The sequence below is a fragment of the Pseudomonas monteilii genome (assembly GCA_001534745.1).
GTDB classification, from domain to species: domain Bacteria; phylum Pseudomonadota; class Gammaproteobacteria; order Pseudomonadales; family Pseudomonadaceae; genus Aquipseudomonas; species Aquipseudomonas alabamensis.
Genome location: CP013997.1, coordinates 1,446,114 through 1,467,257 on the forward strand (window position 1 = coordinate 1,446,114; position 21,144 = coordinate 1,467,257).

The window sequence follows — 21,144 nt, forward strand, 5'->3', positions numbered from 1 at the left end:
GCTTACTTGCGGCTGGCTTTGTCCAGCATGCGCAGGGCGCGCTCGTTGGCTTCGTCAGCGGTCTGCTGAGCTTTCTGAGCGGCAGCCATGGCGTCGTCAGCTTTGCGGTAGGCTTCGTCAGCACGGGCCTGGGCGCGAGCAGCGGCGTCTTCGGTAGCGGTCAGGCGAGCTTCGCCTTCCTTGGTGTGGCTGCTGCTGCAACCGGTTGCCAGGACAGCGGCCAGGGCCAGAGCAGAGAATTTCAGAGCATTGTTCATCGTGTTCCCCTCAAGGACTTTAATCCATCTAGTAAGTAGCCATCTCTCGTAAAAGAGAAACTGACCGTCGTACATAGTACTCATTACTTGTAGTAAGTAAACGGACGTTGTGCAAGAAAGATGAAAAAAATTGTGCAGTTGAGGCTGGGTGCGCAGTGTGGCCTGCCACGCCAGGGCCGTATTGAAAAACTGTACCCCAACGGTAACTTTTCCTTGAACCAACTTGCCGAATTCATGTCTGCATCGGTTGGTGTTGCTACATGCAATAGTCGCGTCGTGCCTTTCCGACTTCCGAGTACAGGGTTGACACGATTCTGTCATTTCGAGGCGTGCCGCTTGAGTAACCTGGCCCGGGGCGCTTACTATCGGAAAGACTTGCCAGCCACCGCAGACTTCATGCGGCTACGCGACGCGTAGGCTGAGGTGGTTCACGCAGGTCGAACGAACCGTCGATGAAGAAAAGGCCTAGGCAAGGGCCTACTAGGAGTTGCGATGAACGAAGCGCTGAGCATTCACCATGACCAGGCAGGTCATCAATTCGAAACCAGCGTGGACGGTCATCGTGCCTACCTGACGTACATGGACCTGGGCAAGCAGACCCTGGACATCTACCGCACCTTCGTGCCCAACGCGCTGCGCGGACGTGGCATCGCGGCGGCACTCACCGAGCAGGCGCTGGCCTACGCCGAGCAGATGGGCTACACGGTCATCCCTTCGTGCTCGTACGTCGAGCGCTACATGGAACGTCACCAGCGCCAGGTGCACAAGACCTGAGCAAGCTGTCACCGTGGCCTGAGACGCCTGCGAGGCGCCCGGTGCGACCGGACGCCTTCACTTCATCAGGATCGATCAATGACCGCGCTGACGACGCGGCAGGACGTCCTTGAGCTTGTCGCGCATGCTGCGCAGGGCCTTTTCCGTCGCGGACCAGTCGATGCAGGCGTCGGTCACCGAGACGCCATACTGCAGTTCCGACAGATCCTTGGGAATCGACTGGCAACCCCAGTTCAGGTGGCTCTCCACCATCAAGCCGATGATCGACTGATTGCCTTCGACGATCTGGTTGGCCACGTTGTCCATGACCAGCGGCTGCAGGGCCGGATCCTTGTTGGAGTTGGCGTGGCTGCAGTCGACCATGATGTTGGCCTTGATCTTGGCCTTGGCCAGATCCTGCTCGCACAGGGCGACGCTGACCGAGTCGTAGTTGGGCTTGCCGTTGCCACCACGCAGGACCACGTGCCCGTAGGGGTTGCCCTTGGTCGTGACAATGGAAACGCCGCCTTCCTGATTGATGCCGAGGAAGCGGTGCGGTTTGGAGACGGACTGCAGGGCGTTGATCGCCACGGTCAGGCCACCGTCGGTGCCATTCTTGAAGCCGACTGCCGACGACAGGCCCGAGGCCATCTCGCGGTGCGTCTGCGACTCGGTGGTGCGCGCGCCGATGGCCGACCAGCTGATCAGGTCCTGCAGGTATTGCGGCGAGATCGGATCGAGGGCTTCAGTGGCGGTCGGCAGGCCTTTCTCGGCCAGGTCGAGCAGCAGCTTGCGCCCGATGTGCAGGCCGTCCTGGATCTTGAACGAGTCATCCAGGTAAGGATCGTTGATCAGGCCCTTCCAGCCGACGGTGGTCCGCGGCTTCTCGAAGTACACGCGCATGACCAGGTACAGGGTGTCGGACACTTCTTCGGCCAGCACTTTCAAGCGCTCGGCGTATTCGTGCGCCGCGTCGATGTCGTGGATGGAGCAGGGGCCCACGACCACGAACAGGCGATGGTCCTTGCCGTCCAGGATGTTGCGCACCACGTCGCGACCGGTGGTCACGGTCTGCAGGGCGCTGGCGCTCAGAGGGAGCTCCCGCTTGAGCTGATCGGGGGTGATCAGCGTGTCGTTGGAAGCGACGTTAAGGTCATCGATCGGTAAATCAGCCATCGTGTTACTCGTCAGGTCACGGGCGCCGGCCGCCAGCAAACCCCGTGCGGCCCAGCCGCTGGATTGTTCGAGGCGGGGAGCCGAACCTTAGCGCGTTCTACAAGGCGGAACAATGCTTGGGGTGATGACTCTGGCTTTTGAACGTGCCGGTCCTGGCAGTCCAGAGGCTGTCCAGGGGGCTATCGGCAGGGCAGTGCGCCTGTGCAACCTGTCAGCACCGCGCGGCAAGCCAAATGTCGGCGCTGCGTCTAAGCTCAAGCGTGCCCTGCCCACGCGGCAGTCGAGGAGGTCGCATGGTCCGCTCCCTGCTGTACGCTACCGACCTGGGGGCTTACGCACCCTTGGTGTTGCAACACGCCCTGGCCCTGGCGCGTGTCTTCCAGGCCGAACTGCATGTGATCCATGTGGTGGAGCCGATGGGGCGGTTCGCCGAGTCGCTGCTGCAAAGCTACCTGGATGAACGCACCCTGGACCGGTTGCACAGTCAGGGCGTCGGCGTGGTGATGGCCAACATCGAGCAACAGGTGCTGGACACCTTTCGCCAGGAGCTGGGCGAGACGACCGATCTGGCGTTGATCAGGGCCGTGCGGGTGCGCCAGGGCGATCCCGCCCAGGTCATTCTCGATCAGGTTCAGCGACTGGGGGTCGATCTGTTGGTCTTCGGCAGCCATGCCCAGCGCGTCGAAGGCGATGTGCCAGTGGGCCGAACAGCCGCCCGCCTGGTGCAGCTGTCGCCCGTTCCTGTCTATATGGCGCCGCTGATGCGCCAACTCGACAGTCATCTGTCTCAGGGCTGAAGATCCGCCGCACCATTGATAAGAAAATAGTTCTATGTTGGCGCTGTTATCCCCTAATATGGTTATAAATCGTTGCCGGCAGCACGGCGGGCCATCGCCGATCCGAGGGATCTCTATGAAGCTTCAACAACTGCGCTATATCTGGGAAGTGGCGCACCATGACCTCAACGTGTCTGCAACCGCGCAGAGCCTCTATACCTCCCAGCCAGGTATCAGCAAGCAGATTCGCCTGCTGGAGGATGAGTTGGGGGTGGAGGTGTTCGCGCGCAGCGGCAAGCACCTGACACGGGTCACCCCGGCCGGTGAGCGGATCATCACCACGGCCGGCGAGATCCTGCGCAAGGTCGAGAGCATCAAGCAGATCGCCCAGGAGTTCTCCAACGAGAAAAAAGGCACGCTGTCCATCGCCACCACCCACACCCAGGCGCGCTATGCGCTGCCGCAGGTGATCAGTGGCTTCATCAAGCAATACCCGGACGTGGCGCTGCACATGCACCAGGGCTCGCCCATGCAGATCGCCGAAATGGCCGCCGATGGCACTGTGGATTTCGCCATCGCCACCGAGGGGCTGGAGCTGTTCGGCGACCTGATCATGATGCCGTGCTACACGTGGAACCGCTGCGTGGTGGTGCCGCAAGGGCATCCGCTGGCCAAGCTGCCGAAGCTGACCCTCGAAGCCGTGGCCGAGTACCCGATCGTGACCTACGTGTTCGGTTTCACCGGGCGCTCCAAGCTGGACGAGGCGTTCAGCCAACGCGGCCTGACGCCCAAGGTGGTGTTCACCGCCGCGGACGCCGACGTGATCAAGACGTACGTGCGCCTGGGGCTGGGCGTGGGGATCGTGGCCGGCATGGCGGTCGACGCCAAGCTCGACAGCGACCTGGTGGCTCTGGATGCGAGCGAGCTGTTCGAGCCGAGCATCACCAAGATCGGTTTCCGCCGCGGCACCTTCCTGCGCGGCTTCATGTGCGATTTCATCGAGACGTTCGCGCCGCACCTGACGCGCGAGGTCATGGCCAAGGCGATCCAGTGCCACAACAAGCAGGAACTGGAGGAGCTGTTTGCGGGGGTGGAGTTGCCGGTGCACTGAAGGGGAGGGCGCGACCTGCAAGCTACATGCGGTCAGTGGTCAAGTGAACGGTAAAACTGGTTTCATGGGCCGCAAGGCGGCCCACTCACGGCCAGAGAAGGTGCGGTAGTTGACTGGCAGAGCGCCTTCATCCAGCGCCGCTTGCCGCTAGCTCTTGGCAATCAGGTTGCCCGCGTGCAACCCGCACTCCTTCTGTGTCGACTCCTCCCACCACCAACGGCCTTCGCGCTCGTGCTGGTTCGGCAGCACGGGGCGGGTGCAGGGCTCGCAACCGATGCTGATGAAGCCGCGCTCGTGCAGGCTGTTGTAGGGCAGCTCGAGCATGCGGATGTAACCCCAGACCTCGGCGCTGGTCATCTGCGCCAGGGGGTTGAACTTGTACAGCGTGCGCTCGGGCGTGGAAAAGGCCGCGTCGATCTCGATCACCGGTACATGGCTACGGGTGCCGGGGCTCTGGTCGCGGCGCTGCCCGGTCGCCCAGGCGCTGACGGTGGACAGCTTGCGGCGCAGAGGCTCGATCTTGCGAATCCCGCAGCATTCCCCGTGGCCATCGCGGTAGAAGCTGAACAGCCCCTTTTCCTTGACGAAGGGATCGAGCACGGCGCGGTCCGGGCTCAGGATGTCGATCGACAACGCGTACTGCTCGCGCACCTGATCGATGAAGCGGTAGGTCTCCGGGTGCAGCCGACCGGTGTCCAGGCTGAACACCTTGACCTGCTTGTTGAGTTTCCAGGCCATGTCGAGCAGCACCACGTCCTCGGCGCCGCTGAAGGAAATCCACAGGTCGTCACCGAAATGCTCGAAGGCGAGCTTGAGGATGTCCTGGGGGGACTTGTCGGCATAGGTCGCGGCCAGGGCGGCGACGTCGAAAGGTTGGCTCATCAGGCGGTTTCCATGCGTGTAATGGCGCTGTGCGCTCGTAGTGCGCAAATGGTAACAAAATTACGCACGACGAGGGGTCCATGCCCGGCCCTACCTTGGTCTGCACCCCTGTCCTACAGGCCTTGCAGCGTCTCCATCAACACCCGGACCTTGGCGATGGATTCCTCGTACTCGTCCTCCCAGCGCGAGTCACCCACCACCGCGCCGCCGCCCCAGCAACTGACCTGGCCCTCCTTGACCAGCAGGCTGCGAATGGCGATGGAGCTGTCCATCTCGCCGCGCACATCGAGGTACAGCAACGAGCCGCAGTACAGCGCCCGGCGCGTCGGTTCCAGTTCGTCGATGATCTGCATGGCGCGGATCTTCGGTGCCCCGGTGATCGACCCGCCGGGGAAGCTGCCGGCGATCAGGTCCAGTGCGTCGTGGTCGCTGGCCAATTGCCCCGTGATGCTGCTGACCAGATGGTGGACGTTCGGGTAGCTTTCCAGGCTGAACAGTTCGGGGACCTTGACCGAACCGACCGCGCAGGTGCGCCCCAGGTCGTTGCGCAGCAGGTCGACGATCATCAGGTTTTCGGAGCGATCCTTGGGGCTGGCCTGCAGCTCGGCGGCGTTGCGCGCATCCTGTACCGGGTCGGCGTCACGCGGGCGCGTGCCCTTGATGGGGCGAGTCTCCACCATGCCGGCACTGACGCGCACGAAGCGTTCCGGCGAAAAGCTCAGCAGCGCGCTGCCGTCAGGCAGCCGCCGGTAGCCGGAAAAGGGGGTGGGGCAGGCCTGGCGCAAGGCCTGGTAGGCGTGCCAGGGATCCCCTTCGCAGGGCGCGCGAAAGCGCTGGGTCAGGTTGATCTGGTAGCAGTCGCCTGCCTGGATGTAGGCCTGCACCCGTTCGAAGGCCTGGCGATACTGGCCGGCCTCGAGGTCGCCGCGCATGGGGGCCAGCAGGCGGAAAGGGCTGTGGATCGGGGCGTCAGGCGCCTCGAACAGTGCGATCAGCCGTTGGCGCTCCTGGGGCATCATGCAAGGGTGAAAGACCAGGTGGGTCAGGCGCCGCTGGTGATCGCTGACCAAGGCCCAGGTGTACACGCCAAGATCAGCGTCGGGCAGGCCCAGGTCATCGCGGGCCAGCGCTGGCAATCGCTCCAGGCGCCGCCCGAAATCGTAGCTCAGGTAGCCGATCAGGCCGCCTGCGAAAGGCGATTCGCAGCCCTCGGGCAATTGCGCCGGCCCCAGGGTCTGCAAGGCCGCGCGCAAGCGCGCCAGAAAGACCGTGCCGTGCTCATCGCCCTGGGGCTGGAACTGCGCCACGGGCCAGGCGCTGGCCAGGTCGAAGCGCCCGCGCGTTGCGCCAGGGCGCGCGCTGTCCAGCAGGATCGCCCCCGGCGCCTCGCGCACACGGGCGAAATACACGGCAGGGTCGGGCTGATAGGGCAGGGGATGAAGCGTACAGGTCGGCATGCGGATCGAAGGCGCTTGGAGTCGAGGCAGCGATTGTAGTCGGCCCCGCCATCGACGCCTAGCGTTGTGCACGCCTCTACATGGCATGCCCTGCGTCGAGCATGAGCCTGGGCCCCTGTGGGCGCCGGCTTGCCGGCGATGACGGCGGCATGGACGCCGCCCTCACAGTCCCGGACAAACAGCCTTCCCCCTCAGGCGCCGTCAACGCGCCGCACTCAAGCGTGCGGCAGATGACCGAACAGACTCTGCGTCACCTTCACCCGCTGCGCCGCATCTTCCTGGACACCCTCCTTGGCCAGTGCCTCGATGTGCGCTTCGATGGCATGGGTGCGCTGGGTCAGGCCGCAGTCGTTGGCGATCTGGATGTTCAGGCCGGGTCGCGCGTTGAGCTCGAGGATCAACGGCCCGCGGTCCTGGTCCAGCACCATGTCCACCCCGATGTAGCCCAGCCCGCACAGCTCGTAGCACCCGGCCGCCAGCTTCATGAAGCCGTCCCAGTTGGGCAGTTGCACCCCGTCGACCGCGTTGGTGGTGTCCGGGTGCTTGCTGATGATGTTGTTCAGCCAGGTGCCGCGCAGGGTCACGCCCGTGGCCAGGTCCACACCGACGCCGATCGCGCCCTGGTGCAGGTTGGCCTTGCCGCCGGACTGCCGGGTCGGCAGGCGCAGCATGGCCATCACCGGGTAGCCCATCAGCACGATGATGCGGATGTCGGGCACGCCCTCATAACTGATGCTCTTGAAGATCGGGTCGGGGGTGACACGGTATTCGATCAGCGCACGGTCCCGGTGACCGCCCAGCGAGTACAGGCCGGTCAGGATGCTCGAGACCTGGTGCTCGATCTCTTCGTGGCTGATGATCTTGCCCGAGACCGTGCGGTAGCGGCCTTCGAAGCGGTCGGCGATCACCAGGATGCCGTCACCGCCAGCGCCCTGGGCCGGCTTGATGACGAAGTCGGTGCGCCCGCCGATGATCTGGTCGAGCTTGTCGATGTCCTTCTCGGTCTCGATGACACCGTACATCTCGGGCACGTGGATGCCCGCGGCGAGCGCTCGCTCCTTGGTGATGATCTTGTCATCGACGATGGGGTACAGATGGCGCTTGTTGTACTTGAGTACATAGTCCGCGTTGCGCCGGTTGATGCCCATGATGCCCCGGGCCTCCAGGGCTTTCCAGGCCTTGATCAGTCCGAACATCAGCTGTCAGCCTTTTTCAGGAAGGCCTTGAACCGCACCAGCTCGGTCAGGCGGTAGCCGCGGTAGCGACCCATCGCCAGCATGAAGCCGACCAGGATCAGCAGCACCGCCGGGAAGGTGAAGACGAAGTAGACCAGCTCCGGCACCATCATCAGCAGGTGCGCCAGCGACGCGGCGAACAGGGTGCCGATGGCGACTTTCATGGCATGACTGCCGCCACGCTCTTCCCAGGTGATGGACAGGCGCTCGATGGTCATGGTCAGGATCACCATCGGGAACAGCGCCACCGACAGCCCGCGCTCCAGGCCCAGCTTGTGGCTGAACAGGCTGATCGCGGCGATCAGTATCACCACGAAGGTCAGCACCACCGACAGCCTGGGCAGCATCTGCAGCTTGAGGTGCTCGAGGTACGAGCGCAGCGACAGGCCCAACGCCGTGATCACGGTGAACAGCGCGATGCCGAAGCCCAGCTGGGTCTCGCGGAAGGCCAGGGCGATCAGCACCGGCGTGAAGGTCCCCAGGGTCTGGAGGCCGATCAGGTTGCGCAGCACCAGGATCACCAGCACGCCGATCGGGATCATCACCATGATCATGAAGGTCTGCTGGGTCTGCAGCGGCAGGCCGTAGAGGGAGTACTCGAGGAAGTCAGCGTCGGTGTTCTCGTCGGTCGCTCTTTTCAGGCGGATGGCGTTCATCTCGCTGCTGCTCAGGCTGAAGGTGACGTTGACCTTGCGCCCGCCGTCGACGGTGATCAGGTTGTCGTCGCCGGTCCACCACAGCAGGCGGTCGCTCGGCAGGCCCTGTTCGCCGGTGTCGGGGTTGAAGTACAGCCAGTCCTTGCCGTTGAAGCTGCGCAGCCACAGCTCGGGCGTCTGTGGCACGTCGGCCACCAGGCGCACGGTGTGTACCTTTTCCATCGGCACGTGGGCGATGGACAGCAGCAGGTCGATCACCTTGGCCTTGTTCAGGGGCGAGGTGTCACCGGCCAGCAGCAGCTTGACGTTGTCGTCGTTGAGGTTGTTGACCCGCTTGATGGTCTCGCTGACGAAGGTCTCGACGTCGGCCGAATGCTGACGAATAGGCGCCATCAAGGCTTCGGCGGCGATCTTCTCCGGGCCATCCAGCGCCAGGCTGTCGCGGAAGGTCGGACCTTTGGCGGTGGCCTTTTCCGTGCTGGAGCGCTTGGTCACCACCAGCCGGTAATACAGGGTCTGGTCACCGCTGACGCGCCGCGCCGACCAGGTCACCTTGCGGTTGCCGTCGGCGCGATTGACGCTGAAACCGTAATTGTTGGAGATGAAGCTTTCGGTGATGCTGACGTAGTCGCGGTTCAGGGGCGGCACGAACATCTGCACCTTGACCGGGTCCTTGCTGCTGGCGACGAACTCGACCTTGGCATCGATGTTCCACAAGTCGTCGGTCTCGTTTTCCGTCACCGGGATTTCGAGGACGTAGATCTGATAAGCCGTGATCGCCACGCCCAGCAGGACCAGGACGGTGATCAGGATTTTCAAATGAAGGGTAAGAGAACGCATCGGGGTTACTCTGCGGTAGGAGCGACGATGGCACAGGCAGGTTTGCCGGCCGCGTATTTGAGGCTGGGGTCGACCAGGGCATCGAAGTGCTTGAGCGCCTCGGCACCGATCAGCAGCGGGAACTGGAAGGCGCTACGGTCGGTGAGGTTGACCTCGATGGTGCGCCGGCTGCGCCCCATGCACATGTCCAGTTCGATGACCGGCCGGGCGGTGTAGGCCTTGCCTTGCTCGGCGTCGTAGTCGCCGGCCCGGCGCTTGATCTTGCTGACCCGTGCCAGGGGCCGCTCGATCGGGTGCGAGTGGGCGGTGTCGATGGCCAGGTAGAAGCGCACCCAGCTTTCGCCATTACGCTTGAAGCGCTTGATGTCACGGGCGCTGAGCGAGGCGGTCTTGGCGCCGGTGTCGAGTTTGGCGGCCACTTCGAGGTCGAGATCGAGCAGGCGGGCGTACTCGTTCAGACCGTAGACGGTCTTCTCCGCAGCCTGTACCAGGGCACTGGGCACGATCAGGCAGAACAGCAATAGATAGGGCGTGAGTCTCATAGTCCTGGCGCAATGCAATGCAGTGTTCGAATCAAGGCGAATGGCATGACTGCGCAAGCTCCTTCGCAGGTCCGTGGAGGCCTGAGGCTTCGACGGACGCTTCATCCCTAGAAATAGGAGGCGCGGCATTCTAGCACGCCGGTCTCACGGCGCTAGCTGCGCGGCGTTCAGACCTCCCAGGCAGGTGTAAGTTCTGCATGCGACTATTGTCGACAATAGGGCGTGGCGCTTTGACGAATACCCTGTATTAAGCTAGTTTCAAGGCATCTGAACCCGCCGGTGTCGACACTATGCTGCAAAGCACCTCTTCCTTCGTGGCCGATGCAGAACAGGCCGAGACGTTGTCCGAGCATGTGTTCCGGCGTATCCAGGCGGCGATCGTGCAGGGCGAGATCGCCCCGGGCAGCAAGATCTCCGAGCCTGAGCTGGCGCGCACCTACGGCATCAGTCGAGGCCCCTTGCGTGAAGCCATCCACCGCCTCGAAGGGCAGCGACTGCTGGTGCGCGTGCCGCACGTGGGTGCGCGGGTGGTCTCGCTCGACCCGACCGAGCTGATCGAGCTCTACGAAATCCGTGAGTCCCTGGAGGGCATGGCCTGTCGGCTGGCGGCCGAGCGCATGAGTCAGGAGGCGATCGACGCGCTGCGCCAGGTGCTCGACACCCATGAGCGCGATGCGGCGTTCCAGGCAGGCCTGGGCTACTACCAGCAGGAAGGCGACTTCGATTTCCACTACCGCATCATCCAGGGCAGCGGCAACCAGACGCTGGTCAAGCTGCTCTGTGGCGAGCTGTACCAACTGGTGCGCATGTACCGCATCCAGTTCTCTTCCACGCCCAACCGCCCGCGTCAGGCCTTCGCCGAGCACCATCGCATCCTCGATGCGATCGCCGACCGCGACGGCGAGCTGGCCGAACTGCTGATGCGCCGCCATATCGGTGGCTCCCGGCGCAACATCGAGCGGCACTTCCAGAGCGCCGATACCCCGTCACGAGGTGAGTCATGAGCACGAAGCACACGCCCGGCCAACGCTTTCGCGAGGCCGTTGCCGCCGAACGTCCCCTGCAGGTGGTCGGCGCCATCAATGCCAACCATGCGCTGCTGGCCAAGCGCGCCGGCTTCCGGGCCATCTACCTGTCCGGCGGTGGCGTGGCGGCCGGCTCACTGGGCCTGCCCGACCTGGGGATCAGCGGGCTGGACGACGTACTGACCGATGTGCGCCGTATCACCGACGTCTGCGACCTGCCGCTGCTGGTGGATGTCGATACCGGTTTCGGCGCTTCGGCCTTCAACGTGGCGCGTACCGTGCGGTCGATGATCAAGTTCGGCGCTGCCGCCCTGCACATCGAGGACCAGGTCGGCGCCAAGCGCTGCGGTCATCGGCCCAACAAGGCGATCGTGCCGCTGCAGGAGATGGTCGATCGCATCAAGGCGGCGGTCGATGCGCGCACCGATGACAGCTTCGTGATCATGGCGCGTACCGACGCCCTGGCCGTCGAGGGGCTGGAGTCGGCCCTGGAGCGTGCCGCCGCCTGCGTCGAGGCCGGTGCCGACATGGTGTTCCCCGAGGCGATCACCGAACTGTCCCTGTACAAGGTCTTCGCCGACCGGGTGCGCGCACCGATCCTGGCCAACATCACCGAGTTCGGCGCCACGCCGCTGTACACCACCGACGAGCTGGCCTCGGTCGACGTGTCGTTGGTGCTGTACCCGCTGTCGGCCTTCCGCGCCATGAACAAGGCGGCCGAGAACGTCTATGCCGCGTTGCGTCGCGACGGTACCCAGAAGCAGGTGCTCGACACCATGCAGACACGCATGGAGCTGTACGACGCCATCGGCTACCACGCCTTCGAACAGCAGCTCGACGCGCTGTACGCGCCGCCCAAGGACCGTTGAACCCGCTACACCTGATTCGCCTGTCATCCATAACAAATCCAACAATGGAGAACGTCCATGGCCGAAGCAAAAGTACTCAGTGGCGCTGGCCTGCGTGGCCAGGTCGCCGGGCAGACGGCATTGTCGACCGTCGGCCAGGCCGGCGCGGGCCTGACCTACCGTGGCTACGATGTCCGTGAGCTGGCCGCCCAGGCCGAATTCGAGGAAGTCGCCTACCTGCTGCTGTACGGCGAGCTGCCCACCCAGGCCGAACTCGACGACTACAAGCACGCCCTCAAGGCGCAGCGCGACCTGCCCCAGGCGCTCAAGGAGGTGCTCGAGCGCCTGCCCAAGGACACCCACCCGATGGACGTCATGCGCACCGGCTGTTCGGTGCTCGGCACGCTGGAGCCGGAGCGCACCTTCGACCTGCAGCACGACCGCACCGACCGGCTGCTGGCGGCGTTCCCGGCGATCATGTGCTACTGGTACCGCTTCACCCACCACGGCACGCGCATCGACTGCACCAGCGATGAGGACACCCTGGCCGGTCATTTCCTGGCGCTGCTGCACGGCAAGAAGCCCGACGCGTTGCACGTCAAGGTGATGAACGTCTCGCTCATCCTGTATGCCGAGCACGAGTTCAACGCCTCGACCTTCACCGCGCGGGTCTGCGCCTCGACCCTGTCTGACCTGTACTCCTGCATCACCGCAGCCATCGGCACGTTGCGCGGGCCTCTGCACGGTGGGGCCAACGAGGCGGCCATGGCGCTGATCGAACGCTTCGCCTCGCCGGAGGAAGCACGCACCGAGCTGCTGAAGATGCTCGAGCGCAAGGACAAGATCATGGGCTTCGGGCATGCCATCTACAAGGAGTCCGACCCGCGCAACGAAGTGATCAAGGGCTGGGCCGAACAGCTCGCCGATTCGGTGGGCGACCGCGTGCTGTTTCCGGTGTCCCAGGCCATCGATGCGACCATGTGGGAGCAGAAGAAACTGTTCCCCAACGCCGACTTCTACCATGCCTCGGCCTATCACTTCATGGGCATCCCGACGCCACTGTTCACGCCCATCTTCGTCTGTTCGCGGCTGACCGGCTGGGCGGCGCACGTGTTCGAGCAGCGCGCCAACAACCGCATCATCCGCCCCAGCGCAGAGTACGTCGGGGTCGAGCAGCGTCCATTCGTGCCGCTCGAGGCGCGCTGAGGCGCTGCCTTCCATAACCGTTTCGTCACCGTGACCGAGCTGAACATGAATACTGCCTACCGCACCGCCCTGCCGGGCACCGACCTGGCCTATTTTGACGCCCGTGCGGCCGTCGAGGCGATCCAGCCTGGCGCCTACGCGGGGTTACCCTACACCTCGCGCGTACTGGCCGAGAACCTGGTGCGCCGATGCGCGCCGGCGACCCTCGAGGCCTCGTTGCGCCAACTGATCGAACGCCGTCGCGACCTGGACTTTCCCTGGTACCCGGCACGCGTGGTGTGCCATGACATCCTGGGCCAGACCGCCCTGGTGGACCTGGCTGGCCTGCGCGATGCCATCGCCGACCAGGGCGGCGACCCTGCGCAGGTCAACCCGGTGGTACCGGTGCAGTTGATCGTCGACCATTCCCTGGCGGTCGAGTGCGGCGGCTACGATCCGCAAGCGTTCGAGAAGAACCGCGCCATCGAGGACCGCCGCAACGAGGACCGTTTCCATTTCATCGACTGGACCAAGCAGGCGTTTCGCAACGTCGAGGTGATCCAGCCGGGCAACGGCATCATGCACCAGATCAACCTGGAGAAGATGTCGCCTGTCATTCGCGCCGAACACGGCGTGGCGTACCCCGACACTTGCGTGGGCACCGACAGCCACACGCCCCACGTGGATGCCCTGGGCGTGATCGCCATCGGTGTCGGCGGGCTGGAGGCCGAAAACGTCATGCTCGGGCGGGCTTCCTGGATGCGCCTGCCGGACATCATCGGGGTCGAGCTGAGCGGGCGCCTGGCCGAAGGCATGACCGCCACCGACCTGGTGCTGGCGCTCACCGAGTTCCTGCGCCAGCAGAAAGTGGTCGGTGCCTATCTGGAGTTCCACGGGGAGGGCGCGCGGGCCCTGACCCTGGGCGACCGGGCGACCATTTCCAACATGGCCCCCGAGTACGGCGCCACGGCGGCGATGTTCGCCATCGACCCGCAGACCCTGGACTACCTGCGCCTGACCGGCCGCGAGGACGCACAGGTGGCGCTGGTGGAAACCTATGCCAAGGTCGCCGGCCTGTGGGCCGACACCTTGCAAGACGTGGTGTACGAGCGCACCTTGCGTTTCGACCTGGGCAGCGTCGAGCGCAACCTGGCCGGCCCGTCCAACCCCCATGCCCGCGTGGCCACCCGCGACCTGGCCGCCAAGGGCATCGCTGGCGCCTGGACCGAGCAGCCAGGCCAGATGCCCGATGGCGCGGTGATCATCGCCGCCATCACCAGTTGCACCAACACCAGCAACCCGCGTAACGTCATCGCGGCCGGGCTGCTGGCGCGCAATGCCAACCGCCTGGGGCTGATCCGCAAGCCCTGGGTCAAATCCTCGCTGGCGCCCGGTTCCAAGGCCGTCCAGCTGTACCTGCGAGAAGCCGGTCTGGAGCAGGAACTCGAACGCCTGGGCTTCGGTATCGTCGCCTTCGCCTGCACCACCTGCAACGGTATGTCCGGTGCGCTCGATCCGGCGATCCAGCAGGAGATCATCGACCGCGACCTGTACGCCACGGCCGTGCTGTCGGGCAACCGCAACTTCGACGGGCGCATCCACCCCTATGCACGCCAGGCGTTTCTCGCCTCGCCGCCCTTGGTGGTGGCCTATGCGATCGCCGGTACCATCCGTTTCGACATCGAGAAGGACGTGCTGGGCGTGGTCGACGGTCAGCCGATCCGCTTGAAGGACCTCTGGCCCAGCGATGCCGAGATCGACGCGGTGGTGCGGGCGGCCGTCAAGCCCGAGCAGTTCCGCCAGGTCTACATTCCCATGTTCGCCGTCGAGTCGTTCAGCGGCCCGGCCGTGGCGCCGCTCTACGACTGGCGGCCGATGAGCACCTACATTCGTCGGCCGCCCTACTGGGAAGGCGCCCTGGCCGGGGCGCGCACGTTGCGCGGCCTGCGTGCCCTGGCGGTGCTGCCGGACAACATCACCACCGATCACCTGTCGCCGTCCAATGCCATCATGGCCGACAGCGCAGCGGGCGAATACCTGACGCGCATGGGCGTTCCCGAAGAAGACTTCAACTCCTACGCCACCCACCGCGGCGACCACCTCACGGCCCAACGCGCCACCTTCGCCAACCCCAAGCTGTTCAACGAGATGGTTCGCAACGCCGACGGCAGCGTGCGCCAGGGCTCGCTCGCGCGCCTCGAGCCGGAAGGGCAGGTGATGCGCATGTGGGAGGCCATCGAGACCTACATGCAGCGGCGCCAGCCGCTGATCATCATCGCCGGTGCCGACTATGGGCAGGGGTCTTCCCGGGACTGGGCCGCCAAGGGGGTGCGCCTGGCCGGGGTGGAAGTGATCGTCGCCGAAGGCTTCGAGCGGATTCACCGGACCAACCTGGTGGGCATGGGCGTGCTGCCGCTGGAGTTCCAGCCGGGTACCGACCGCAAGACCCTGGGCATCGAGGGCAGCGAGACCTTCGATGTGCTCGGCGAGCGTACGCCCGGAGCGCGGCTGACGCTGGTGATCACGCGGCGCGACGGTACCTCGCTGCAGGTGCCGGTGCTCTGTCGTCTGGACACCGCCGAGGAAGTCTCGATCTACGAAGCCGGGGGCGTGCTGCAACGCTTCGCCCAGGATTTTCTCGAGGCTCGCGCCTGATCCACTTTCTCGCCGCGGCCTGCGCCACGGCGATCCGTACAGGAGGCATTCGATGCACGCGCCGCAACTCAAGATCCCCGCCAGCTACCTGCGTGGCGGAACCAGCAAGGGGGTGTTCTTTCGCCTTCAGGACTTGCCCGAAGCCGCGCAGCGACCGGGGCCGGTCCGCGACGCACTGCTGCTGCGCGTGCTGGGCAGCCCCGACCCTTATGGCAAGCAGACCGATGGCATGGGCGGGGCGACGTCCAGCACCAGCAAGGCGGTCATCCTGTCACCGAGCGAACGCCCCGGGCACGACGTGGATTACCTGTTCGGCCAGGTGTCGATCGACACCGCGTTCGTCGACTGGAGCGGCAACTGCGGCAACCTGTCGGCGGCGGTCGGGTCCTTCGCCATCGCCTCGGGCCTGATCGATGCCCAGCGCTTGCCCCGTGATGGCTGGGCGACCGTGCGCATCTGGCAGGCCAACATCGGCAAGACCATCGTCGCCCGGGTGCCGATGTGTGAAGGGCAGGTGCAGGAGACAGGTGATTTCGAGCTTGATGGCGTGACGTTCCCGGCCGCCGAGGTGCAACTGGCCTTCGTCGATCCGGCCGCCGAGGACGGCGAGGGCGGCGGTGCGATGTTCCCCACCGGGCAGGTGGTCGATGAATTGGTGGTGCCGGGGGTGGGCACCTTCGAGGCGACCCTGATCAACGCCGGCATCCCGACGATCTTCATCGAGGCTGCCGCCCTGGGCTACCAGGGCACGGAGTTGCAGGCGGCGATCAACAACGACGCCCAGGCCCTGGCGCGTCTGGAAACCATTCGTGCCCATGGCGCCGTGCGCATGGGCCTGATCGCTCACGTCGAAGAGGCGGCAGGCCGCCAGCACACACCCAAGCTGGCCTTCGTCGCATCTCCCGCCGCCTATGCCGCTTCCAGCGGCAAGCAGGTCCAGGCTGACGACATCGATCTTCTGGTCCGGGCCCTGTCCATGGGCAAGCTGCACCACGCCATGATGGGAACGGCTGCCGTCGCCATCGGCACGGCGGCGGCGATTCCGGGTACGTTGGTCAGCCGCGCGGCGGGCGGGCAGGCGCACGCGGCCGTGCGCTTCGGCCACCCCTCGGGCACCTTGCGCGTCGGCGCCGAGGTGCGTCAGGACCAGGGGGCGTGGACCGTGACCCAGGTCACCATGAGCCGCAGCGCGCGCACCCTGATGGAAGGCTGGATACGCGTGCCGCCCGACTGCCTGCAACACCCTTGATCCCTTCATCCAGGCAACAAAAAAGCCCCGGCATGTGCCGGGGCTTTTTCTTACCGCTTGTAGCTTACCGCTTGTAGCTTACCGCTTGTAGCTTACCGCTTGCAGCTCACCGCTTGCAGCTCACCGCTTGCAGCTCACCGCTTGCAGCTCATCTCAAGCCTGAACCACCGGAATCATGGCGTTGGCTGCCGCCTCGCGGAACTCGGCGATCTGGTCGAAGCTCAGGTAACGGTAGACGTCGGCCGCCATGCTGTCGATGTCCTTGGCGTACGTCATGTACTCCTCGACGGTCGGCAGCTTACCGGTGATCGACGCGACCGCCGCCAGCTCGGCCGAGGCCAGGTAGACGTTGGTGGCATCGCCCAGGCGGTTGGGGAAGTTGCGCGTCGAGGTGGACACCACGGTGGCGCCGGTCTGGACCCGTGCCTGGTTACCCATGCACAGCGAGCAGCCTGGCATCTCCATGCGTGCACCGGCCTTGCCGTAGATGCCGTAGTAGCCTTCTTCGGTCAGCTGGTGGGCGTCCATCTTGGTCGGCGGGGCCAGCCACAGGCGCGTCGGAATGCCGCCCTTGACCTTTTCCAGCAGCTTGCCGGCGGCGCGGAAGTGACCGATGTTGGTCATGCACGAACCGATGAACACCTCATCGATCTTCTCGCCTTGTACCGAGGACAGCAGGCGCGCGTCGTCCGGGTCGTTCGGTGCGCAGAGCACCGGCTCCTTGACGTCGGCCAGGTCGATCTCGATGATCTCGGCGTACTCGGCATCGGCATCGGCCGACAGCAGTTCCGGGTTGGCCAGCCAGGCTTCCATGGCCTGGGCACGACGCTCCAGGGTACGTGGGTCGCCGTAGCCTTCGCTGATCATCCAGCGCAGCAGGGTGATGTTGGACTGCAGGTATTCGGCGATGGCCTTTTCCGGCAGCTTGATGGTGCAGCCGGCGGCAGAACGCTCGGCCGAGGCGTCGGACAGCTCGAACGCCTGCTCGACGGTCAGCTCATCCAGGCCTTCGATTTCCAGGATGCGGCCTGAGAAGGCGTTCTTCTTGCCCTTCTTCTCGACGGTCAGCAGGCCCTGCTGGATGGCGTAGTAAGGGATCGCATGGACCAGGTCACGCAGGGTGATGCCTGGCTGCAGCTTGCCCTTGAAGCGCACCAGGACCGACTCGGGCATGTCCAGTGGCATGACGCCGGTCGCGGCAGCGAAGGCCACTAGGCCGGAACCGGCCGGGAAGGAGATGCCGATCGGGAAGCGGGTGTGCGAGTCGCCGCCGGTGCCGACGGTGTCGGGCATCAGCATGCGGTTCAGCCAGCTGTGGATGATGCCGTCGCCCGGACGCAGCGACACGCCGCCACGGGTGCGGATGAAGTCCGGCAGGGTGTGGTGGGTGGTGACGTCGATCGGCTTGGGGTAGGCCGCGGTGTGGCAGAACGACTGCATGACCAGATCGGCGGAGAAGCCCAGGCAGGCCAGGTCCTTCAGCTCGTCGCGGGTCATCGGGCCGGTGGTGTCCTGGGAACCGACGGTGGTCATCTTCGGTTCGCAGTAGGTGCCCGGACGTACGCCCTGGCCGTCTGGCAGACCGCAGGCACGGCCGACCATCTTCTGCGCCAGGGTATAGCCCTTGCCGGTGTCGACCGGTGCTTCCGGCAGCTTGAACAGGTCGGTGGCGCCCAGGCCCAGCTCGGCGCGAGCCTTGTCGGTCAGGCCGCGGCCGACGATCAGCGGGATACGGCCGCCTGCGCGGACTTCGTCGAGCAGCACTTCGGTCTTGAGGGTGAAGGTGGTGACCAGTTCGTCGCTGTCGTGACGACGGACTTCGCCCTTGTACGGGTAGACGTCGATCACGTCGCCCATGTTCAGGTCGGTGCAGTCGAACTCGATCGGCAGGGCGCCGGCGTCTTCCATGGTGTTGTAGAAGATCGGGGCGATCTTGGTGCCGAAGCAGAAGCCGCCGGCGCGCTTGTTCGGGACGTACGGGATGTCGTCGCCGAAGAACCACAGCACCGAGTTGGTGGCGGACTTGCGCGAGGAACCGGTACCGACCACGTCACCGACGTAGGCGACCGGGAAGCCCTTGGCGCGGACCGCTTCGATCTGCTCGAGCGGGCCGACCGAACCTGGCTGCTGCGGCTCGATACCGTCGCGGGCCATCTTCAGCATGGCCAGCGCGTGCAGCGGGATGTCGGGACGCGACCAGGCATCCGGGGCCGGCGACAGGTCGTCGGTGTTGGTCTCGCCAGGCACCTTGAACACGGTCAGGGTGTACTTGTCGGCGATGGCCGGACGCTTGGTGAACCACTCGCCCGCGGCCCAGGATTCCAGCACGGCCTTGGCGTGGGCATTGCCCGCCTTGGCTTTTTCGGCGACGTCGTGGAAGGCGTCGAACATCAGCAGGGTGTGCTTGAGCTGTTCGGCCGCGACGGCGCCCAGTTCGGCGTCATCCAGCAGCTCGACCAGCGTGGCGATGTTGTAGCCGCCCTGCATGGTGCCCAGCAGCTCGGTGGCGCGTTTGCGATCGATCAGCGGCGAGGCGGCCTCGCCCTTGACCACGGCGGACAGGTAGGCGGCCTTGACGTAGGCGGCTTCGTCGACCCCTGGCGGGACGCGGTGGGTGATCAAGTCGACGAGGAAGGCTTCTTCGCCAGCAGGCGGGTTCTTCAGCAGTTCGACCAGGCCTGCGGTCTGTTCGGCGTTCAGCGGCTGGGGCACGATACCCAGGGCGGCACGCTCTTCGGTATGTTTGCGGTAGGCTTCAAGCACAGTTATTTCCCTCATCAGTGGTCCCATCTAGGGGGCCGGGACGCTCATCCGGGGTGTCCGACGCTCTGCGCAAGACGGCCTTCTGGGCCGTGCAGCCAAAGCGGCAGGACATCCTCGCGGAAGCTGTTTTCAAAGTTTTACGCCTGCAGAACGGGGGAGCTGATGAGGGCTGGCCCTGGGCACGCCTGAGGCGCGTGACCGGGCCAACGCCGTTCTGCCGGATGACTGTGCTCGTGACGCTTTGAAAACAGCTTCCAACGGACATTGGTGCCTGGAAAAGGCGAATGGATTCTACGGCAAAAAGCGCCACAAGGTAAGGCACGGTGTTCGACTTTACCCCGTGACCCCCGTTAGACAAAGGGCTAACATGGGCCGGTGTCCCGTTCTCAAGCCGTTGTCTTCCGATGTCCAATCAATCCATCAAGACCCCCTGCGTGGGCCTGTGCTCCACTGTCTACGGGGACCTCGTGTGCCGTGGCTGCAAGCGCTTCCACCATGAAGTCATTCACTGGAACGGCTACGACGACGACGCCAAACGGGCCGTCTGGCTGCGCCTGGAGGCGCTGCTGGTGCAGGTGATGATGGCCAAGCTCGAGGTGTTCGATCGCGAGCGCCTGCGTCAGCAGCTCGAACAGCGCTCGATCCGTTTCGTCGCGCACCAGTCCGAGTATTGCTGGGCTTACCAGCTGATCGCCCGTGGCGCACGGATGATCCGCGATCTGGAGGCCTACGGCATGGCGTTGCTGCCGGAGTTCCGCGACTGGGAACTGCCCCAGTTGCGCGATGCCATCGACCGCGAGTTCTTCCTGCTGTCCGAAGCGCACTACGAGCGCTACATCGCGCCTCTGTTCCTGCGCAACGATTCGCCTTAGGGTGTTTCCCCCTGCATCCACGCGCAGGGCGCCCCTAGAGTCACCGTTCTTCAATGAACGAGACCCTGCCCATGAGCGAATACATCTTCCAACCCCTGCTGTCGTTCAATGCCAAGTGCTACTGGCAGTGCGGCGAGGAGCCCCTCAGTGATCGCGAACTGCTCACGTCGCGTGGAGAGCGGGTCAAGCCGCTCTGGGTCGAGTTCAACGACTGGAACGGCGACGACGGCTGGCTGATGTCTGGGCGCGACTACAGCCCCGAAGAGATCCAGTCCTTCCTGCGCGACACGCTGCCGCTGACCGGGCCGCGGCAGCGCATCTATTGCGAGTACTTCTGGTTCGGCGTCTACCGCATCGGCGATCTGTATGCCTACGAGATACGGCCGGCCTACGCAGGCATCAACGTCGGCCGCTGGCCCGAACTCGAGTACGTGCTGGACGTGAGTCGAAATGGCTACCTGGGCATGTACCCCACCGATACGCCAGCAGGCCGTTCGCCCCTGAGCACGCCGCCTACCGTGGAGATGGTGATGCCGGACCCCTTGCCCGGCATCTACGTGTGCCTGCCCACCGACCCGCCCGCGGACAGCCGTGGCCTGCTGTTTCGCTACCGCAAGGGCAAGGTCACGCCGCTATGGACGCTCGGAGGGCTAGAGCCCGATACACTAAAGGAGGGTGACATTCGCACGGGGCTGGAGCTGTATGGTCCGACGGGCCGGATCGTCCGGCGCCTGATCGAACAGGGTCGTGCGTATCTCAATGACCGCACAGGGCACCGAGGACGCCTGGCGATCCAGGTCGTCCACAAGGGCGTGCCTCCCCACCCCCATCCTCGAGCGAACGCCGCCGACGCGTGAGGCAG

18 protein-coding genes are annotated in these 21,144 nt (G+C 64.9%); 10 read left to right on the plus strand and 8 right to left on the minus strand.

The window, feature by feature from the left end; translation table 11 throughout:
- Positions 1 to 2 precede the first annotated feature (2 nt).
- Entirely contained in the window at positions 3 to 257 is a 255-nt protein-coding gene (locus tag APT63_06450; protein AMA45298.1) for a hypothetical protein, read from the minus strand.
- Between the two features lie 492 nt (positions 258 to 749).
- Between APT63_06450 and APT63_06455 the strand changes: the two genes are divergently transcribed.
- Positions 750 to 1,031 (plus strand): acetyltransferase, encoded by a 282-nt coding sequence (locus APT63_06455; protein AMA45299.1) that lies wholly within the window; start codon positions 750 to 752, stop codon positions 1,029 to 1,031.
- 75 nt (positions 1,032 to 1,106) lie between these two features.
- Here the strand turns inward: APT63_06455 and APT63_06460 are convergent, their stop codons facing one another.
- Positions 1,107 to 2,186 (minus strand): phospho-2-dehydro-3-deoxyheptonate aldolase, encoded by a 1,080-nt coding sequence (locus APT63_06460; GenBank protein AMA45300.1) that lies wholly within the window; start codon positions 2,184 to 2,186, stop codon positions 1,107 to 1,109.
- Between the two features lie 293 nt (positions 2,187 to 2,479).
- On the opposite strand from APT63_06460, the gene APT63_06465 reads away from it, so the two are divergent.
- Both APT63_06465 and cysB read left to right on the plus strand, forming a co-directional pair.
- On the plus strand, positions 2,480 to 2,983 hold the full coding sequence (locus APT63_06465; GenBank protein ID AMA45301.1) for a universal stress protein UspA: 504 nt from the start codon (positions 2,480 to 2,482) through the stop codon (positions 2,981 to 2,983).
- Positions 2,984 to 3,098: 115 nt separating this feature from the next.
- Complete coding sequence (gene cysB / locus APT63_06470) at positions 3,099 to 4,073, plus strand: LysR family transcriptional regulator (protein AMA45302.1); 975 nt, start codon at positions 3,099 to 3,101, stop codon at positions 4,071 to 4,073.
- A 147-nt stretch (positions 4,074 to 4,220) separates the two neighbouring features.
- Here cysB and APT63_06475 read toward each other — a convergent pair whose 3' ends face one another.
- The 5 genes from APT63_06475 to APT63_06495 form a co-directional block, all read right to left on the minus strand.
- Entirely contained in the window at positions 4,221 to 4,955 is a 735-nt protein-coding gene (locus tag APT63_06475; GenBank protein ID AMA45303.1) for a phosphoadenosine phosphosulfate reductase, read from the minus strand.
- Positions 4,956 to 5,068: 113 nt separating this feature from the next.
- Positions 5,069 to 6,412: an aminodeoxychorismate synthase component I gene (gene pabB, locus APT63_06480; GenBank protein AMA45304.1), complete on the minus strand. Its 1,344-nt coding sequence runs from the start codon at positions 6,410 to 6,412 to the stop codon at positions 5,069 to 5,071.
- A 215-nt stretch (positions 6,413 to 6,627) separates the two neighbouring features.
- A complete protein-coding gene (locus tag APT63_06485) occupies positions 6,628 to 7,608 on the minus strand; it encodes an alpha-L-glutamate ligase (protein AMA45305.1) in 981 nt (326 codons plus the stop codon).
- Complete coding sequence (locus tag APT63_06490) at positions 7,608 to 9,143, minus strand: hypothetical protein (GenBank protein AMA45306.1); 1,536 nt, start codon at positions 9,141 to 9,143, stop codon at positions 7,608 to 7,610. The genes APT63_06485 and APT63_06490 overlap by 1 nt, the downstream gene beginning before the upstream one ends.
- A 5-nt stretch (positions 9,144 to 9,148) precedes the next feature.
- A complete protein-coding gene (locus tag APT63_06495; protein ID AMA45307.1) occupies positions 9,149 to 9,685 on the minus strand; it encodes an ATP-dependent zinc protease in 537 nt (178 codons plus the stop codon).
- A 290-nt stretch (positions 9,686 to 9,975) separates the two neighbouring features.
- Here APT63_06495 and APT63_06500 point away from each other — a divergent pair, with 290 nt between their 5' ends.
- The 5 genes from APT63_06500 to APT63_06520 are packed head-to-tail and all read left to right on the plus strand — an operon-like array spanning position 9,976 to position 16,647.
- Positions 9,976 to 10,689, plus strand: a complete 714-nt coding sequence (locus APT63_06500; protein ID AMA45308.1) for a GntR family transcriptional regulator — start codon at positions 9,976 to 9,978, stop codon at positions 10,687 to 10,689.
- A complete protein-coding gene (prpB, locus tag APT63_06505) occupies positions 10,686 to 11,579 on the plus strand; it encodes a 2-methylisocitrate lyase (GenBank protein ID AMA45309.1) in 894 nt (297 codons plus the stop codon). Before APT63_06500 ends, prpB begins: the two co-directional genes overlap by 4 nt.
- 57 nt (positions 11,580 to 11,636) lie before the next feature.
- A complete protein-coding gene (locus APT63_06510) occupies positions 11,637 to 12,764 on the plus strand; it encodes a 2-methylcitrate synthase (GenBank protein AMA45310.1) in 1,128 nt (375 codons plus the stop codon).
- A 45-nt stretch (positions 12,765 to 12,809) separates the two neighbouring features.
- A complete protein-coding gene (locus APT63_06515; GenBank protein ID AMA45311.1) occupies positions 12,810 to 15,398 on the plus strand; it encodes a Fe/S-dependent 2-methylisocitrate dehydratase AcnD in 2,589 nt (862 codons plus the stop codon).
- Positions 15,399 to 15,450: 52 nt separating this feature from the next.
- Entirely contained in the window at positions 15,451 to 16,647 is a 1,197-nt protein-coding gene (locus APT63_06520; protein ID AMA45312.1) for a 3-methylitaconate isomerase, read from the plus strand.
- A gap of 153 nt (positions 16,648 to 16,800) precedes the next feature.
- On the opposite strand, the gene APT63_06525 is transcribed toward APT63_06520, so the two are convergent.
- Complete coding sequence (locus APT63_06525; protein ID AMA45313.1) at positions 16,801 to 19,410, minus strand: aconitate hydratase B; 2,610 nt, start codon at positions 19,408 to 19,410, stop codon at positions 16,801 to 16,803.
- Positions 19,411 to 19,814: 404 nt separating this feature from the next.
- Between APT63_06525 and APT63_06530 the strand changes: the two genes are divergently transcribed.
- Both APT63_06530 and APT63_06535 read left to right on the plus strand, forming a co-directional pair.
- Positions 19,815 to 20,282 (plus strand): Fe-S protein, encoded by a 468-nt coding sequence (locus tag APT63_06530; protein AMA45314.1) that lies wholly within the window; start codon positions 19,815 to 19,817, stop codon positions 20,280 to 20,282.
- Positions 20,283 to 20,335: 53 nt separating this feature from the next.
- Positions 20,336 to 21,139: a hypothetical protein gene (locus APT63_06535; GenBank protein ID AMA45315.1), complete on the plus strand. Its 804-nt coding sequence runs from the start codon at positions 20,336 to 20,338 to the stop codon at positions 21,137 to 21,139.
- The last annotated feature ends 5 nt before the right edge of the window (positions 21,140 to 21,144 follow it).